General features: G+C 62.2%; 17 protein-coding genes and 1 riboswitch. Of the genes, 5 read left to right on the top strand and 12 right to left on the bottom strand.

Annotated elements, in window-relative coordinates; genetic code table 11:
* Position 1 precedes the first annotated feature (1 nt).
* From KUV51_RS02255 to KUV51_RS02245, 3 genes are read right to left on the bottom strand one after another with little or no spacing between them, the layout of a single operon-like run.
* Positions 2-1,015 carry a YcjF family protein gene (locus KUV51_RS02255; RefSeq protein ID WP_222519991.1) on the bottom strand — a complete coding sequence of 338 codons (1,014 nt, stop codon included), beginning with the start codon at positions 1,013-1,015 and terminating at the stop codon, positions 2-4.
* Entirely contained in the window at positions 1,015-1,458 is a 444-nt protein-coding gene (locus KUV51_RS02250; RefSeq protein WP_222519990.1) for a GNAT family N-acetyltransferase, read from the bottom strand. Before KUV51_RS02250 ends, KUV51_RS02255 begins: the two co-directional genes overlap by 1 nt.
* Positions 1,455-2,867 carry a YcjX family protein gene (locus KUV51_RS02245; protein ID WP_222519989.1) on the bottom strand — a complete coding sequence of 471 codons (1,413 nt, stop codon included), beginning with the start codon at positions 2,865-2,867 and terminating at the stop codon, positions 1,455-1,457. The genes KUV51_RS02250 and KUV51_RS02245 overlap by 4 nt, the downstream gene beginning before the upstream one ends.
* Positions 2,868-3,042: 175 nt before the next feature.
* On the opposite strand from KUV51_RS02245, the gene truA reads away from it, so the two are divergent.
* Positions 3,043-3,819 (top strand): tRNA pseudouridine(38-40) synthase TruA, encoded by a 777-nt coding sequence (gene truA / locus KUV51_RS02240; protein WP_222519988.1) that lies wholly within the window; start codon positions 3,043-3,045, stop codon positions 3,817-3,819.
* Here the strand turns inward: truA and KUV51_RS02235 are convergent.
* The 4 genes from KUV51_RS02235 to KUV51_RS02220 form a co-directional block, all read right to left on the bottom strand.
* Positions 3,811-4,305: a hypothetical protein gene (locus KUV51_RS02235; RefSeq protein ID WP_222519987.1), complete on the bottom strand. Its 495-nt coding sequence runs from the start codon at positions 4,303-4,305 to the stop codon at positions 3,811-3,813. The two genes, truA and KUV51_RS02235, sit on opposite strands and share 9 nt — an antisense overlap.
* Before the next feature lie 2 nt (positions 4,306-4,307).
* Positions 4,308-5,978 carry a hypothetical protein gene (locus KUV51_RS02230; RefSeq protein ID WP_315898781.1) on the bottom strand — a complete coding sequence of 557 codons (1,671 nt, stop codon included), beginning with the start codon at positions 5,976-5,978 and terminating at the stop codon, positions 4,308-4,310.
* A gap of 118 nt (positions 5,979-6,096) precedes the next feature.
* Positions 6,097-7,332, bottom strand: a complete 1,236-nt coding sequence (locus KUV51_RS02225) for an acyl-CoA dehydrogenase family protein (protein WP_222519986.1) — start codon at positions 7,330-7,332, stop codon at positions 6,097-6,099.
* An 86-nt stretch (positions 7,333-7,418) separates the two neighbouring features.
* Entirely contained in the window at positions 7,419-8,249 is an 831-nt protein-coding gene (locus KUV51_RS02220; RefSeq protein WP_222519985.1) for a 3-keto-5-aminohexanoate cleavage protein, read from the bottom strand.
* Positions 8,250-8,503: 254 nt separating this feature from the next.
* On the opposite strand from KUV51_RS02220, the gene KUV51_RS02215 reads away from it, so the two are divergent.
* From KUV51_RS02215 to KUV51_RS02200, 4 genes are read left to right on the top strand one after another with little or no spacing between them, the layout of a single operon-like run.
* Complete coding sequence (locus KUV51_RS02215; protein ID WP_222519984.1) at positions 8,504-9,931, top strand: circularly permuted type 2 ATP-grasp protein; 1,428 nt, start codon at positions 8,504-8,506, stop codon at positions 9,929-9,931.
* Between the two features lie 4 nt (positions 9,932-9,935).
* Entirely contained in the window at positions 9,936-10,877 is a 942-nt protein-coding gene (locus tag KUV51_RS02210; protein WP_222519983.1) for an alpha-E domain-containing protein, read from the top strand.
* A gap of 4 nt (positions 10,878-10,881) precedes the next feature.
* On the top strand, positions 10,882-11,682 hold the full coding sequence (locus KUV51_RS02205) for a transglutaminase domain-containing protein (protein WP_222519982.1): 801 nt from the start codon (positions 10,882-10,884) through the stop codon (positions 11,680-11,682).
* 38 nt (positions 11,683-11,720) lie between these two features.
* Positions 11,721-12,455, top strand: coding sequence for a proteasome-type protease (locus KUV51_RS02200; protein ID WP_222519981.1), 735 nt, complete (start codon positions 11,721-11,723; stop codon positions 12,453-12,455).
* Between the two features lie 91 nt (positions 12,456-12,546).
* Here the strand turns inward: KUV51_RS02200 and KUV51_RS02195 are convergent, their stop codons facing one another.
* The 5 genes from KUV51_RS02195 to KUV51_RS02175 all read right to left on the bottom strand — a co-directional run bounded on the left by KUV51_RS02195 (position 12,547) and on the right by KUV51_RS02175 (position 16,205).
* Positions 12,547-12,939, bottom strand: a complete 393-nt coding sequence (locus tag KUV51_RS02195) for a 5-carboxymethyl-2-hydroxymuconate Delta-isomerase (protein WP_222519980.1) — start codon at positions 12,937-12,939, stop codon at positions 12,547-12,549.
* A 22-nt stretch (positions 12,940-12,961) separates the two neighbouring features.
* A complete protein-coding gene (locus KUV51_RS02190; RefSeq protein ID WP_222519979.1) occupies positions 12,962-14,407 on the bottom strand; it encodes a cobyric acid synthase in 1,446 nt (481 codons plus the stop codon).
* On the bottom strand, positions 14,404-14,877 hold the full coding sequence (locus KUV51_RS02185) for a metal-dependent hydrolase (RefSeq protein WP_222519978.1): 474 nt from the start codon (positions 14,875-14,877) through the stop codon (positions 14,404-14,406). The genes KUV51_RS02190 and KUV51_RS02185 overlap by 4 nt, the downstream gene beginning before the upstream one ends.
* Positions 14,878-14,916: 39 nt before the next feature.
* Positions 14,917-15,528, bottom strand: coding sequence for a cob(I)yrinic acid a,c-diamide adenosyltransferase (gene cobO / locus KUV51_RS02180; RefSeq protein WP_222519977.1), 612 nt, complete (start codon positions 15,526-15,528; stop codon positions 14,917-14,919).
* 68 nt (positions 15,529-15,596) lie between these two features.
* Positions 15,597-16,205 (bottom strand): HAD family hydrolase, encoded by a 609-nt coding sequence (locus tag KUV51_RS02175; protein WP_222519976.1) that lies wholly within the window; start codon positions 16,203-16,205, stop codon positions 15,597-15,599.
* An 81-nt stretch (positions 16,206-16,286) separates the two neighbouring features.
* Positions 16,287-16,498, top strand: a riboswitch (cobalamin riboswitch).
* The last annotated feature ends 82 nt before the right edge of the window (positions 16,499-16,580 follow it).

Raw genomic sequence — 16,580 nt, 5'->3', positions numbered from 1 at the left:
CTCATTCCTCTCCGATGCTGCGTTGCTTCTGAAATAGACCACTGAGCGCCTGTTTCACCAGGCGGCGGGCCTTCGGGCGCTCGCCCGCCTGAAAGGCGAGCGGGCGGCATACTTCGATGGCGGCGACACCGACGCGGGCGGTGAGCGCGCCGTTGACCAGCCCCTCGCCAAAACGCCGCGACAGCTTGCCGAGGATGGAGCCGCCCAGCACCGGCTCCAGCATGTCATCGCCGACCGCCACAGCGCCGGTCGCCACCAGATGCGCCATCACGGCGCGGGTCAGACGCCAACTGCCCACGACACCCCCGCGCCCGCCATAGACCTCGGCGATCCGCCGGATCATGCGCAGGTTGGCCGTCAGCGCAGCCGCGACATCCGCAAGCGCCAAGGGCACGAGCGCGGTCACTGTCGCGACCTGCCGCGCGGCCGCCTCGACCTCGCGTTCGGCGGCCCGGTCCAGCGGACCCACGATCGTATCCTCGGCCAGTCCCAAGAGCCCTTCTGCATCCATCTGGTCACCTCGGAGTTCGGCAAGCCGTGCCCGGCCCCATTCCGCTTCCGGGCGTGCCCGATAGAGGGCATCGAGCCTGTCCACGACAGCTCGCGCGCCAGACAGGTCGTTCTGCTCCAACGCCTGTGCGGCGTCATGGCGCAAACCGTCGAGCCGGGTCAGCCGCCGCAGCGCCGCAAGTTCGCGCAAGGCCACGACCAGCAGCGTCAGAACAAAGGCGCCCATCAGCCCGGTGAACGCCCACCCGACCAGGGGCGCGCGTGCGATCCAGCTGGTTACAAAGTCCCAGGCCGCCGCACTCAGCACCGCTGTCAGCAGCGCGACCGCGAGCCCCCAGAACAGCCTGCCCAGCCGCGAAGGCTTGCGCGCCGCAACACGGGCCGCCATCTGCATGGCCTCCCCCCGCGGTGTGGCCAGCTGCACAGTGTCGGGCACAGGTGGTGCATCGGCCACCTTTGGTGCCGATTCATCCTCGATCTCGATCAGGACGGGGCCCTTGGCCATCACGCGCCCTCCTTGTGCCAGTCATAGCGAATGTCGGGCAGGCCTTCGTCGTTGCGGGCACCGTCCGTGCGCTCAACCTCGACAAAGCCGTGGCGCAGGTAGAAGCGCTGCGCGCCGGTGTTTGTCTCGAACGTCCAGAGCGTCAGATGATCGCTGGCGGCCTGCATTTCGGCCAGAAGGTCCGCTCCGATCCCCTGCCCTTGCGCCCTTGCATCGACGTAAAGCGCATGTACATCCGCACCGTTTCGCGCGGAGAAGGCGCGGATCTGCCCACCCTGCTCTGCCACCGTCACCCATCCACGCTCGATCATGTGCCCGGCAAAGGACAGATCCTCGGCCCGCGTGTGGATGCGGGGCATCCAGGTTGTGCCGTCGATGAAGCCCGACAGGATGGCGCCCACGGCGCCTGCGTCGGTGGGTTTGGCGGGGCGCAGATAAGTCATAGCTTGTCCCCGAACAGGAACTGCGCCGCACGGTCGAGCCGTATATGCGGTGGACCGTCGCCGGGGCGCAGCGTCAGGGCCGCCGGGGCAAAGCGCATGACTTCGTATTCGCCGTTCAGCCAGTCCTGCGCACCGTTCGCAGCAGGCGACAGGATGTGCGACGGATCATCAGGCAGTGCGCCGGGGTAAAAGGCCGCTTGCTTGCCCGTGTCGAGCAGCGTGCCACGCACCACGTCGAGCGGCGCACCGTCGTGCTGCACCGTTTCTTCGGTTGTGGCGCGCAGTGCGGCAATGGACAGCGCCTGTGTGTCGGCACCGGCAAAGCGGGCGCGGTCGCGAGCCTCGCGCGTCAGGGCCTCCATGATACCGGTCAGCTGCGCGTGTTGAGAGTGGTGCACGTGATCTGCCTTGGTCGCGGCGAAGAGGATCTTTTCCACCCGCTTGCCGCGGAAGATCTGGCTCAGGAACGCATTGCGACCGGGGCGGAAGGCCGACAGGATCTCGGACATAGCAGCGCGCATGTCCTCGACCGCCGCGGGACCGTTGTGGATCGCGCCAAGGGCATCGACAAGCACCACCTGCCGGTCGATCCGTGCGAAATGGTCACGAAAGAAGGGGCGCACGACCTGCGCCTTGTAGGCCTCGTATCGCCGCGCCATCTCGCGGCGGAGCGAACGACGGGGGGCGTCGCCGGGAGGCAAAGGGGCGAAGGTGAGCACGGGTGAGCCGGCAAGATCGCCCGGCAGCAGAAAGCGCCCAGGTGTACAATCGTAGTAACCGGCGGCACGCGCGGCGTGCAGGTACGCGGTGAATGCTGCCGCCAATGTCTTGGCCTGCGGCTCATCCAGGCGCGCGGTGCCGTCCACGTCGGCAAGTATCGCGCGAAAGGCTGCTGCGGTTTTGCGAGGCTCGAGCCGCGAGAGGGTCGCGGCAGACCATTCGTTATAGCTTTGGTCCAGCAGGGCAAGGTCAAGAAGCCACTCACCCGGATAGTCGATGATATCCAGATGCACCGTGCGCGGCCCTTGAAGACCAGCCAACAGCCCGTTCGGCTTGACCTTGAGCGACACGCGCAATTCGCTCACAGCGCGGGTGCTGTCGGGCCATTGCGGCGGGTGGCCGGTCAGCACACCCATATGCGCCTCGTAATCAAAGCGCGGCACCGTGTCGTCAGGCTGCGGCTGCAAGTAAGAGGCGACAATGCGCCCCTCGCTTGCGGCCAGCAGGTGCGGCATCCGCCCCTGGTCCAGCAGGTTCGCAACCAGCGACGTAATGAACACTGTCTTACCCGACCGCGCCAACCCAGTGACACCTAGCCGGATGGTCGTATCGCCAAAAAGGTCCGCCCCGGTGTCGTAAATGCCTTGGGCCACATCCAGCACCCCATCGGCGATCGTCGTCAGAACCACTTAGCATCCCTTCGTTCCTTGCGTGCCTATGTAGGGTGTTGTGCGCCGTCCTGCCAGACAGGCGTTGCGCGGCTGGCACCCGCGGGAGCCTCCGGCGGGGATTTTTTGAAACAGGGAAGGAAGGACGGCTGGCGCGCCGTTGCAGGGGGCAACGTTTGCGGCTAGGTCGGTCGCCATGCCGCGCTATGCCCTAAAAGTCGAGTATCATGGTGGTCCCTTTGCCGGATGGCAGCGGCAGGCCGACCAGCCATCGGTTCAGGGGGCCATCGAGGCAGCCCTCGCCAAGCTGGAGCCAAGGGCTCACACCATCGCCGCCGCCGGGCGCACCGATGCCGGTGTGCACGGACTGGCACAGGTGGCCCATTGCGACATGGAGAAGGAGTGGGGCCCGTTTCGCTTGTCCGAAGCGTTGAACCATCACCTGAAACCAAACCCCATTGCGATCTTGGATTGCGCGCGTGTCGCCGACGACTGGCACGCAAGGTTTTCGGCACTGGAGCGTCGATACCTGTTCCGCATCCTGATGCGACGTGCGCCTGCCACGCATCTCAAGGGTCTTGTCTGGCGGGTCAACAATGCGCTCGATGTTGACGCCATGCAGGCAGGGGCCAACCACCTGATCGGACGGCACGACTTCACGACTTTCCGGTCATCCATCTGCCAAGCGGACAGTCCGTTGAAAACGCTCGACAGGCTCGATGTCACCCGTGTTGAAGGACCGCATGGCCAGGAGGTGCATTTCGACGTTCGTGCGCGATCCTTCCTGCACAACCAGGTGCGCAGTTTCGTCGGCACTCTGGAACGTGTTGGCGCCGGTGCATGGACACCGGAAGATGTCAAAACCGCACTGGAGGCTTGCGACCGGGCCGCGTGCGGGCCGGTCTGTCCGCCGGATGGCCTGTACCTTGCTGGGGTTGGCTATCCGGAAAATCCGTTTGGAGCGTCAGTCTAGCTCCATCAGCCCTGCGCCTGCACCGCCAGAGCGCGACATGTCGCTGTCAGGCACATAGGTTTTGGCAGCCAGTTCTGTCATCAAGGCGGCAAGAGATGGGTCAAGATGTAACCTGTCGGGGCGACCGCGCGCGCTGGGTTCGGTCAGTGACAGGTTTATCCGCAACTTGGCTCCGGTCACCTCGAGCTCGGACTTGCAAGGCAGACCGGCAATCCAGCTGACCAGCATCGCACGTGTGCCAGCGTCTTCTTCCTTTGCGTGGACCGGCTTGGCAGAGATAGACGCCGCTTCCACAATTGTCTCAACCCGGTGGGCGAGACCGACAATCCGCTCAGGTTCGGACAAGGCCGTTGCAACGATGCCTTGCGGGCCATCGTCGGCCACGTGACGGGCAAGCATGGCACCAAATGCGAGCGCCTGCGCAGGGGGAACACCCGCACCGTTGGCTGCCTTGACACCAAGGTTCTGCACTTCGGTCCATGACATGCTCATCGCTCCATCACCGGAAGCCACCAATCATCCATCTCGGGACGCAGTTCGTGGGCGAGCGGTGCCCCCTGGGCCAGCGTGATGCGGGTCCACAGGTCGGACTTGGGATCGAACTTCGTCGCTCCAAAATAGCTGAGCTTGCATCTCAACATATCAATGGGGCGACAGGTCGCACCAATCAGATTGTCGCGAATTTCCGCGTACGGGTAGCGCGCAAGCAGCGCGACCCGAGCAATGGCATGTGCGTGCTGGGCGTATGCAGCAGTAAAGTCCGATACGGGCGTGGGACGATCCGGAAGATCCGCATTCAGCTGCGCCACACGCCGCGCGATGTCCAGCGGGCTTTCCAAGTCCGCACCGGGCTCGGCAAAGCGGTCGCCAAGGCGCGGCTCGAGCTTGGCCGCACTGACATACCAGAAGCGACGGCACTGGTCTTCGACCTCATAGTCACAATTCAAGGCCCAGGCCCAGTCTCGGGCGATCGCATGCTTGACGGCATCGGTATCGGAAAACGGCGTCACGAGCGGACCAAAGGGATCTCCCATACTCGCAGCAAGATCGTCGACATCCTCGGGACAGACTTCAATCAGCAGTGCGGCCAGCAACTCCTGCAGGCTATCAGATCGGGATTGTGCTGCTTGCCAAAGTGCACCGAAGAATTGCGGCGCATCAAAAATGGGCAAGAACGCATCCCAGTCCGCTTCAAGTTGGCGCAGGATTGCATTGTGGTCCTCGGCCGGGACATGCCAATCCGCCAGATGGGCACGCGCCCGATATGCCAGCTGCAACAGGCGTTCTGCTTGGGTGTCCGTCATCACCGCGCGCCCGATGATCCGCGCAAGCGCTGTTTCACGGGCGTGCATCCAATTGTGCAATAGGACCGGATGATTGACCAGGAAGGGAGCCATACCCAGACCCGTGGCGTTGCCAATGCCCAGATGCCGGGCGAGGTCGGGCTCAAGTGGCGCGCCGCCAACATGCTGTACCAGGTCCAACGTGAAATGGCGGATAAGGTAGACCGTCAGCATTTCGGCGGCAAACGGACCTTTGAGTCCGGGCCGATCTGCAATCAGATGCCTGTCGGCGATCCCGAATTTGCCGTTGCCATAGACGGCCGTGGTGCGCATCAGATAGCCAATGTCGCGTATCATGTTCGGATCGGGCTGGCGCCCTGCCCGCAAAGCAGCAACTGTCGCGTCCCACATGCGCACGGACTTGTTGGCACGGCTCAGGACCAGATCACGTGGACCGAACCTTCCAGCCTCCTGCTTCGGGGCCTGCGCGGCAATCCGGTCAAGGTCCTCGCGGCCAGGCACACCGTCAAACAGGACAAAGGCCGCATCCCAGGCGGTCGCGATCACCCGGTCGCTGCGCTTGTGATCGGGAAGGTCAGTGGATATGGCGACCAGAGAGTAGGTATGGCCGCCAAGATCGATGGAATACACCGCGCGCCCATAACCTTGGGGCGCCATGTCCCAGACCGTTCGTGAAACGGCAGCGCGCTCGGCACACAGACGCCGCACAAGAGCGCGCAAAAAAGACAGCCGCGTCGGCATCATCTGTCCCATACGTGACAGGCGCAGCACCGTTTCCGGCGGGCGCAGCGGCACGAGTGGGGGCGCGTGATCCTTCATGCCCAAGACATTCGGCGCTTGGATGGCATCACGCAAGTGTTTTCCGACGCGGAAAACAGATGGAAAACGACACGTTTTCCAGTTGAGCAGAAGACTCGCATTCTAACCGTTTCCCGTGTCGGAAACCTGACGGAAACCGCACCGCTTTCCGGTGCTACATCTTTTGCTGCGTGTATTTCTTCAACTCGGCCCTTGCGACCTGCCGCCGGTGCACCGCGTCCGGACCATCGGCCAGACGGAGTGTGCGCTGATGCGTCCATGCGATGGCAAGCGGCGTGTCCTGGCTGATGCCCTGCCCGCCGTGCATCTGCACCGCCTCGTCAATGACCTTGAGTGACACACGCGGAGCAATCACCTTGATCTGGCTGATCCACGGCGCGGCCGCCCGGGCGTCGCCTTGATCCATCATCCACGCGGCCTTGAGGCACAATAGGCGCGCCATCTCGATCTCCATCCGGCATTCCGCGATGATGTCATAGTTCGCCCCAAGCTGGGCGAGCGGCTTGCCAAACGCCTCTTTCGACAACGAGCGTTTGCACATCAATTCCAACGCTGCTTCGGCCTGACCGATGGCACGCATGCAGTGATGGATGCGACCGGGTCCAAGGCGGCCTTGCGCAATCTCGAACCCGCGTCCCTCGCCCAACAGGATGTTTTCGGCAGGCACGCGGACATTCGTGAACTTGATGTGCATGTGCCCGTGCGGCGCGTCATCGTGGCCGTAGACCAGCATGGGGCGCAGCACCTCGATCCCTTCTGTCCCCGCGGGGACAACGATCATCGACTGGCGTTTGTGCTTTGGCAGGTCGTCCCCACCCGTCTTGACCATCACGATGTAGACCTTGCAGCGCGGGTCCCCTGCCCCGCTGGCCCAGTATTTCTCGCCATTCAGGACGTATTCATCGCCATCGCGCACGCAGGACATCGAGATGTTGGTGGCATCGGAGGAGGCGACATCTGGCTCCGTCATCAGGTAGGCCGACCGAATTTTGCCTTCCAGCAACGGCGCGAGCCATTCGGTCTTCATCTTGTCCGTGCCGTAGCGCTCGAACACTTCCATGTTGCCGGTGTCGGGGGCGGAGCAGTTGAAAACCTCCGCGCCCAATGGGGTCTTGCCCATCTCTTCGGCGAAATGCGCATATTCGACGGTACTCAGGCCAAACCCTTTATCGCTGTCAGTCAGCCAGAAGTTCCAGAGACCGGCGGCCTTGGCCTTGGCCTTGAGCCCTTCGAGGATTTCCGTCTGCCGGTCCGTGTACTGCCAGCGATCCCCCTTGGCGACTTCGGACGCATACTCTTCTTCCAGCGGCATGATCTCGTCGCGGATCATGGTGGCGACCCGGTCCAGAAGGTCCCGGTTTTCGGGGCGTAACGTGAATGACATGTCCATGGGCGATCTCCTCCTGCTGATCCGCAGCGTGGCGGATCAACCAGGCCGTGTCCACCGGCGGACGGGCGTGACGCTAGGGCACTTTGTCAGGCGGCGCTCAGACCAAGGATGGCACGGGCCTGCGCCGGGGTAGCGACAGGGCGATTGTTCTTGTCGCAAATATCCACCAGCCGCTCGACAAGGGCAGCGTTTGACGGGGCCAGTGTGTCCCGGTCGAGCCGCACATTGTCCTCGAGCCCGGTACGAGCGTGTCCGCCTGCAGCGACGGCCCATTCATTCAGAACAATCTGATTGGCACCGACGCCCGCCGCACACCACGGCGCATCGGGAAACAGGCGCTCAACCGTTTCGACATAAAAGTCAAAGACCCGCCGATCGACAGGCATCGCGTTTTTGACGCCCATCACGAACTGGACATAGGGTGTGTCCTTGATCTGCCCCTTGACGTGCATTTCCGCCGCCTTGAAAATGTGGCTAAGATCAAAGGCCTCGATCTCCGGCTTCACGTCATGGGTGATCATTTCCGAGGCGAGCCAGTCCACAAGGTCCGGTGGGTTTTCGTAGACGCGGGTCGGAAAGTTGTTCGATCCGACGGACAGCGACGCCATGTCGGGCCGCAGGGGCAGCATACCGCCCCGCACCTTCCCCGCACCGGACCGCCCACCGGTCGACATTTGCATGATCATGCCGGGGCAATGCTTTTTGACGCCCTCGCTCAAAAGCGCGAATTTCGCCGGGTCCGAGGTGGTGGAGCCGTCGTCGTTGCGCACATGGGCGTGGCAAATGCTTGCCCCCGCCTCAAAGGCCGCCTGTGTGCTTTCGATCTGTTCGGACACGGTGATCGGCACAGCCGGGTTGTCTGACTTTTGCGGGACGGACCCGGTGATGGCGACGCAGATGATGCAGGGCGCGGACATGCAGGTATCCTGAAACGTGGTTGAACCTGCCCTACCGTCCAGCAAAGCAGCGGCTCCGTCCAGTCACGAACGTCATCCTTGCCGAACGGTCCGGCGTGCCGATTTCGACGCCAGATCGCCACGCAGCGCCAAGTGCTTGCAAAATGAGCAGAAATTGAGGTCTTTATGCCGCGCCCAGCGCGGAGACGGTGCGTTTTCAACACGTTCCTGACAGTCCGGTTGCGATACGGGACAGAATATGCACGCTATTACCCATGGCAGCAGACCAAAAGTATTTCGACGAAATGTTCGGCCATGGCGCTACAGCGCGCACCCCCTATGCCGACTATTGCAATTGGTTCCATCACGAGGATACGGCGCGGCTTTTGGCCAAGTCGGAAGAGGCCGAAGCGCTGTTTCGCCTCATCGGGGTGACCTTCAACGTCTACGGTGATCCAGACGCCACCGAACGGCTGATCCCGTTTGACCTTGTTCCCCGCATCATTGCCGCCCGCGAATGGGCCAAGGTGGCCAAGGGGATCGAGCAGCGTGTGCGCGCACTGAATGCGTTCCTGCACGACATCTACCACCGGCAGGAAATTGTGCGCGCCGGTCGCCTGCCTGCCGAGATGATCGCCCGCAACGATGCTTTTCTGCCCGAGATGATTGGCGTGTCGCCCCCGGGCGACATCTATACCCACATCGTCGGCACCGATCTGGTGCGCACCGGTGACAACGAATTCTTTGTGCTGGAAGACAACGCACGCACGCCATCGGGTGTGAGTTACATGCTCGAAAACCGAGAGACGATGCTGCACATGTTCCCCGAACTGTTCAGCAAGATCAAAGTGCAGTCGGTCAGCCAATACCCCCGCAGCTTGCGCAAGTCGCTGTCGGCCTGCGCCCCTGATGCCTGCAATGGCCGCCCGACGCTGGCCGTGCTGACACCGGGCATCCACAACTCCGCCTATTACGAACACGCCTTCCTGGCGGACCAGATGAGCGCCGAGCTGGTCGAGGGGCACGACCTGCGCGTTGTGGATGGGCGCGTGGCGATGCGCACGACCAAAGGGTACAAGCCTATCGACGTGCTTTACCGCCGGGTGGACGATGAATACCTCGACCCGCTGAACTTCAATCCCGACAGCGTGCTGGGCGTGCCGGGGATCATGGATGTCTACCGCGCGGGCGGGATCACCATTGCCAACGCGCCGGGCACGGGCATTGCCGATGACAAGGCGATTTACAGCTACATGCCGGACATCGTCGAATTCTACACCGGCGAAAAGGCGATCCTGAAGAATGTACCCACGCATCGGTGCTCGGAACCCGACGCGCTGAAATACGTGCTCGACAACCTTGCCGAGTTGGTGGTCAAGGAAGTGCACGGCTCCGGCGGGTACGGGATGCTAGTGGGTCCCGCCGCATCGAAGAAAGAGATCGAGGCCTTCCGCGCCAAGCTGGAGGCAAGCCCCGGCAACTACATTGCCCAACCGACCTTGGCACTGTCCACGGTCCCGATCCTGACGGACGCCGGGCTCGCTCCACGGCACGTGGACCTGCGCCCCTTCGTGCTGGTGTCACCGGACCGGATCGACATCACACCGGGCGGACTGACGCGCGTGGCCCTGACCGAAGGCTCACTTGTGGTGAACTCCTCGCAAGGCGGCGGGACCAAAGACACCTGGGTGCTGGAGGAGTAACGCAATGCTGGGCAAGACCGCTGGCGGGCTCTTCTGGATGTTCCGCTATCTCGAACGGGCCGAAAACACTGCACGCATGATCGACGCCGGCCTGCGCATTTCGCTGACACGGTCGAGTGCCGCGGAAAGCGAATGGACCTCTATCCTGTCCTCGACCGGCGCGCGCGCCGCTTATGAGACAGCCCATGGCGCGCCTGACGGGCCAAAGGTCATCGACTTCCTGCTACGCGATCCGAACAATCCGGGCTCTATTCTGGCAGGCATCGAGTCCGCGCGCATGAATGCGCGGGTCGTGCGCACCGCACTCACGCGCGAGGTGTGGGAGGCTGTGAACGAGTGCTACATGGTGCTAAAGCGTTTGCTGGCCCAACCCATCGAGGACCGCGACCTGCCCCGTGTGCTCCAGGTCATCCGACAGCGCAGCGCCTTTGTGCGTGGGGCACTGCACGGCACGATGGTGCGCAACGACATCTACAATTTCGCCCGCATCGGCACATTCTATGAGCGCGCCGACAACACGGCACGTATCCTGGATCAGAAGTACTATATCCTGCTGCCGTCGGTGAAACTTGTGGGCAGCCCGTCGGACAACGTGCAATGGGACACCATCCTGCGCGCCACTTCGACAACACGGGCCTATCAGACGTTGCACGAGGGCGATGTGGACCCCCGCGCCATCGCGCGTTTCCTCATTCTTGATGGCCGCCTGCCGCGCAGCCTTGCCTTTTGCTATGGCAAGATCGGCGACAACCTGGGCTATCTAGAACAAGAGTACGGCATGCGCCACAGCTGCCAGTCCCTGGCCGATGCGCTCTGCGCAAAGTTTCGGTCCCATGACATGAACGCCATCTTCGATTATGGCTTGCACGAGTTCATTTCCGACTTCCTGCGCGACAGCGCCGCTCTGGGCCGCCAGATCGAGATTGATTACCGTTTCATTGAATAATTCCATGCGCCTGACCGTCCTGCACAAGACCCACTACACCTACGACGCCCCCGTGCCTTACGGGCTGCAGCAGATCCGCCTGCGGCCCAAGTCGCGCCCCGGACAGCTGGTCGAGGACTGGCAAATCGACGTGTCCGGCGGACAGGTCGAAGTGTCTTTCGAAGATGAACATGCCAATGCCGTCGACCTCGTCAGCTTTGCCTCGGGTCACAAAGAGATCGAGATTACTTGCTCCGGCACGGTCGAGGTTGAAGACAAGGCCGGTGTCGTTGGTCCGCAGGGCGGCTATGTGCCCCTGTGGCTGTTTCGGCGCAGCACCTCGCTGACGAAGCCGGGCGACCGTATCAAGACGCTGATTGCCGACGCGCCGACGGAGGGCGGCGATCTGGACCGGTTGCACGCGCTGTCCGCGCATGTTCTGGACGCCGTACCCTATTCGACGGACCAGGCCGCATCCGACCTGACGGCGGAAACCGTGATGGAGGCAGGCCACGGCGTTTGCCAGGACCATGCCCACGTGTTCATCACTGCAGCCCGCGCGCTCGGGTACCCGGCCCGCTACGTGTCAGGCTACCTGATGATGAATGATCGTGTGGATCAAGACGCCAGCCACGCCTGGGCTGAAGCGCATGTGAACGGGCTGGGCTGGGTTGGCTTCGACATCTCGAACGGCATCTCACCCGACGCACGCTATGTCCGCGTGGCCACCGGTCTCGACTATCGCGATGCCGCCCCTATTTCGGGTTTAAGGTATGGTAACGCTGCGGAAGATATGTCTGTGACCTTGCAGGTACAGCAACAATAGCGCAGATTTGGCCCGACTCGGGCGGGAACACACAAGATATGACATATTGCGTCGGGATGCGGCTGGACGCCGGGCTGATCTTTATGGCCGATACACGCACCAACGCGGGTGTCGACAATATCTCTACCGTCAAGAAGATGCATACGTGGGAGCTGCCGGGCGAGCGTGTCATCGTCATCATGACGGCCGGCAACCTCGCTACGACCCAATCCGTGATCTCGCTTCTGGATGAGCGGTCAAAGGCGCCGGAAGAGCGCAAGCCGTCGATCCTCGAAGCCCCGTCGATGTTCCAGGTCGCACGCGAAGTCGGTCGGACGCTGAAAGAAGTTATCGCCTCGAATGCCACGACAGGCATGGAGGCCGACGGCGCCTTTGGCGCGACCATGATTATCGGCGGCCAGATCAAGGGATCGGAACCGCGCCTGTTTCTAGTCTATCCCGAAGGCAATTTCATCGAAGCCTCGGACGACACACCTTTTTTCCAGATTGGCGAGGCGAAGTACGGCAAACCCATCATCGTCCGTGCCCACGACCCTGCGATGCGGTTCGAGGATGCGGTGAAACTGCTGATGGTGAGTTTTGATTCAACCATCAAATCGAACCTGTCCGTGGGCCTGCCACTCGACTACGTGACCTATACCGGCAACAGCCTGGCCATCACACATGCAGAGCGGATCGAGGCGGATGATCCATATTTCCAAACGGTATCGAATGGATGGGGCGAGGCGCTGAAGGTCGCATTTGATCAACTGCCCGAATTTACCTTCGACTGATCCAAAGGCCGCCTTGCGGCGACGACATTCTCAGGGGGCTTTGCCCCCGGCCTTTCGGCCTTCCCCGTCGCATTTTCATTCAGAAGAAAGCTTAATGCATCTCCGGTGGCAGATAGCTGCGGATGGAACTGGTCTTGCGACTGTGATCCGGGTCAATCTCGCGCAATTCAAGCGACAGCATGAAAGGGTGCTTGTTCATGTGGTCTGCGGTAAATGCCTTGGCCGCGTCGAAGATCGCGTCGGTCGCGAGTGTCTTTTGTGCATCGCTGCGCCCGGCCGCCAGCCGTACCGTGATGTCGACATAGCTATGCCGAGGATCACCATCCGCCACGACGCTGTACGGTGCAGCATGAGCCCGGACGCGGATACCTGCGGGTGGAAAGACCCCAGTGGCCGCTGCCGCATCCTTCAGCGCCACGCAAAAGGCACGCATGTCGAGCATGTCGTCAAGGTTGGCCGAGTAGTCGAGGATGATATGCGGCATGGCTGAACTGTGATCCGCAGCTCTAGAGCGCGCAAGCCAAAAGCGCGTCGATGTCCAGATGCGCCTCAAGGTGATCGGCCAGAGCGTCCAATGTCGCCTCGACGGTTGCGACATAGGACGCATTGCCGTGGCTGACCCCGAACCCGGCAAGCCAGGCGCGCCTGAAGCCATCGTCGCGAAACATGCCGTGCAGGTAGCTGCCAGCCACGCGACCATCCGCGCTGATCGCGCCTTCATCCTGACCTGCAACCCGCGCGAACGGGCGGGTGCGATCGGGGCCGTCACTGCGTCCGATATGGATTTCATAACCGTGAAAGCCCTGTCCGCTGGGTACATGCACGGCCTCGACCGTCGTCAGGCGCTTGTCATCCGACATCAGAGTGTCGACCTCAAGCAGCCCGAGACCTTCTGTAGCCCCTGCGGGTCCTTCGATCCCGACTGGATCATCGACCACGCGGCCGAGCATCTGAAAGCCGCCGCAGATCCCCAGCACTTGACCGCCCCGGCGCACATGGGCGCGTATATCCTCGTCCCATCCCTGAGCTTTGAGGAATGCCAGATCGCCCCGGGTCGACTTGCTGCCTGGAATGATCACCACATCCGTGTCCGCTGGCAGCGGCTGGCCCGCATGCAGCATTGTCAACCGCACACCCGGCTCCTGTGCCAACGGATCAAGATCGTCGAAATTGGCGATGCGCGACAGTTTCAGACAGACAATGTGCAGCCCGTCCGGGCGCTGAGGCGTGGCAATGTCCAACGCGTCTTCCGCAGGGAGTTTCCACGCATCCTCGAACCACGGCACCACCCCGAACCCACGCCAGGCCGTGTGTTGCTCGATCAGCGCATAGCCATCGTCGAAAAGGCTCGGATCGCCGCGGAAGCGGTTGATCAGAAAACCACCGATCATGGCAGCATCCTCCGCATCAATAACCGCCTGCGTGCCCACGATTTGCGCGATCACTCCACCCCGGTCGATATCGCCAGCCAGCACCACGGGGCAATTCGCGGCATGCGCAAAGCCCATATTGGCGATATCGCCAGAGCGCAGATTGACCTCTGCGGGGCTGCCCGCTCCCTCGACCAGCACAAGATCGTGACGCGCTTTCAACCGGTTGAAACTGTCCAGCACGGGGGCCAACAGCGACGGTTTCAGCTTGGCGTACTCCCGCGCCTTCACCGTTGTGAGCCGCTTGCCCTGCACCACGACCTGGCTGCCGACATCGGTTTCGGGCTTCAACAGCACGGGGTTCATGTCCGTGTGTGGCTCCAACCCGCACGCCATCGCCTGCAGCGCTTGCGCGCGGCCGATTTCGCCCCCATCAACAGTCACGGCCGCGTTGTTCGACATGTTCTGTGGCTTGAACGGCGCCACTGACAAGCCCCGCTTGACAGCTGCGCGGCACAGCCCCGCCACCAGCATCGACTTGCCCACGTTGGAGCCGGTGCCCTGGATCATCAGCGCGGTCATTCGATCACCGGAAGACTGCGCCGCCGCCAGAACAGGACAGCGGCACAGATCCAAAGCACGATTTCAACCAAGATCAGCCAATGAAGCAGGAATGACATCAACCAATGGTCCTGTGTCGGCGGCACAACCACGAGGGGGCCTGACACTGAATATGCCCCCCACCCCCATGTCACTGCACCCGCAATGGAATCGAGCGCCATATGCAGGAGCCCACCCATCCCCAGACCAATCAGCAGGCGAGAGGTGAGAACAAACCCGATAAACAGCAATACCGACCAAAGGGTTGGATCGTGCGTCAGGTAGGTGTGGTGATGCGTTGTGCCGCGATCAACGAAAAAGAACCACAACATGTCCAGATCAGGGACGACAGCGCCGACGACGATACTCCAGAAAATCACCGGATCACGGAAAAAGCTGCGGTCCAGCGCAGAGGCCAGCAGATATCCCGCAGGTGCATGACCGATGATCATGGGCGTCCCCTCGTAAGGCGCACGTGCCGTGCGCCCAGGCTAGAACTCGACACCTTTCTGTGCCTTCACGCCCAGGTCCTTGAACGGGTGTTTCACCAACGTCATCTCGGTGACAAGGTCCGCGGCCTCTATCAGCTCCGGCTTGGCGTTCCGCCCCGTCAGCACGACATGCGTCATCTCGGGCTTTTCGGTCATCAGGAAGTCGACCACCTCGTGGATGTCCAGGTAGTCGTAACGCAGTGCGATGTTGATTTCATCCAGCAGGACGAACTGTATCTCCGGGTCGAGGATTTGTTCCTTTGCGATCCGCCACCCATTCTCGGCCGCAGCGATGTCGCGCTCGCGGTCCTGCGTTTCCCAGGTAAAGCCTTCTCCGGAGACAAAAAACCGGCATTCATCCGCGAATTTCTCGCGCAGGAACGTCTTTTCACCGGTGTCCCAGTTGCCTTTGATGAACTGCACCACGGCGCAGGGCATCCCATGCGCAATGCACCGCATGATCATTCCGAACCCGGACGAGGATTTGCCTTTGCCCGGACCGGTATGGACGATGATCAGACCCTTCTCCCCGGTCTTGGTCTCCATCATCTTGTCGCGGGCGGCCTTGATTTTCTTCATCTTGGCGTTGTGGCGTTCAGTGATGTCGTCCATGGCGTCCTCCGGGTTTGCGGTTGCTTTGGTGCCATCATTTTCCGGCAGGTGCCAGAGGGCGGCACAAATCAGGTCAACCGGTCCAGGAAGGTGCCGAGGTCGGCGCGGGTCTGATCGGTGAAGTGAAAGGCATCCCACCCCCGGGATCGGGCGGCATCCACGTTGCGCCTCGTGTCATCAATCAGGACGTGGGCCGATACGGGCGCGCCGCTCCAGTCTTCGATATGGGCAAAGTATTCCGGATCCGGCTTGGCATGGCCGATCCGTCCGGAGGCGAAGATGTGTGCGACCCGGGCGCCAAATCCCATCTGGGTTTCAATGTAGTCGGCGCGCCTGGGCTCGTTATTGGTGCCGATCACATGGCGCGCACCGGGTCTGTTCAGGTGTTGCAGCACTTCCGCATCCGGCAGCGCGTCCTTTGCAAACCAGTAGGCCATGAACGCATCCGCGTCGACGTCATGCCCGGCCATGTCCAGCCACGCCACCAGCTCAGCGCGTAGGTCCACCTGTCCGCGCATGACGCGGCCGATGCGGTCCGGATGGAACAGGTGGTCCGCCAGCGCGGATAGCGCGATGCCCCAATCTTCCATCAGCGTATCGGCCCAGACAAACCGGCCCTCAACGATGTTGGCGTTCAGCACGCCGTCGAAATCCCAGACGATGATTTTCTCTGACATCACGCGCTCCCTCGTCGACCAAAATAGAATGGAAGCTGTCACGTCACCATCCCGATCACGCTTGACTCTATGTGTCACGCCCCGCACTACGGTCGTGTTGGTGCCCGCGGTTCGCTGCGGGTGAAAAGGGAATGCCGCGGGCCTCTTGGGGTCCAAACGCAGCCGCCCCCGCGACCGTGACCGGAAAGGGTGCTCCACGCCACTGGCCAAAGGCCGGGAAGGCAGGGCAGCCGCAGAGGCGAAAGCCTCGGGATCCGCAAGCCGGGAGACCTGCCAGCCAGAGAAAGACGAAACCGGACGGGGTGTGCCGGGTGTCGGGACGCCACGGCCATGCGCCGCCCGCCATCTGCCATGCCGTCCCCCGACAGGGAAGAA

The organism is Tateyamaria omphalii, assembly GCF_019802125.1.
In the GTDB taxonomy this organism is placed as follows: domain Bacteria; phylum Pseudomonadota; class Alphaproteobacteria; order Rhodobacterales; family Rhodobacteraceae; genus Tateyamaria; species Tateyamaria omphalii_B.
This window is presented reverse-complemented; position numbering and strand designations above follow the sequence as displayed.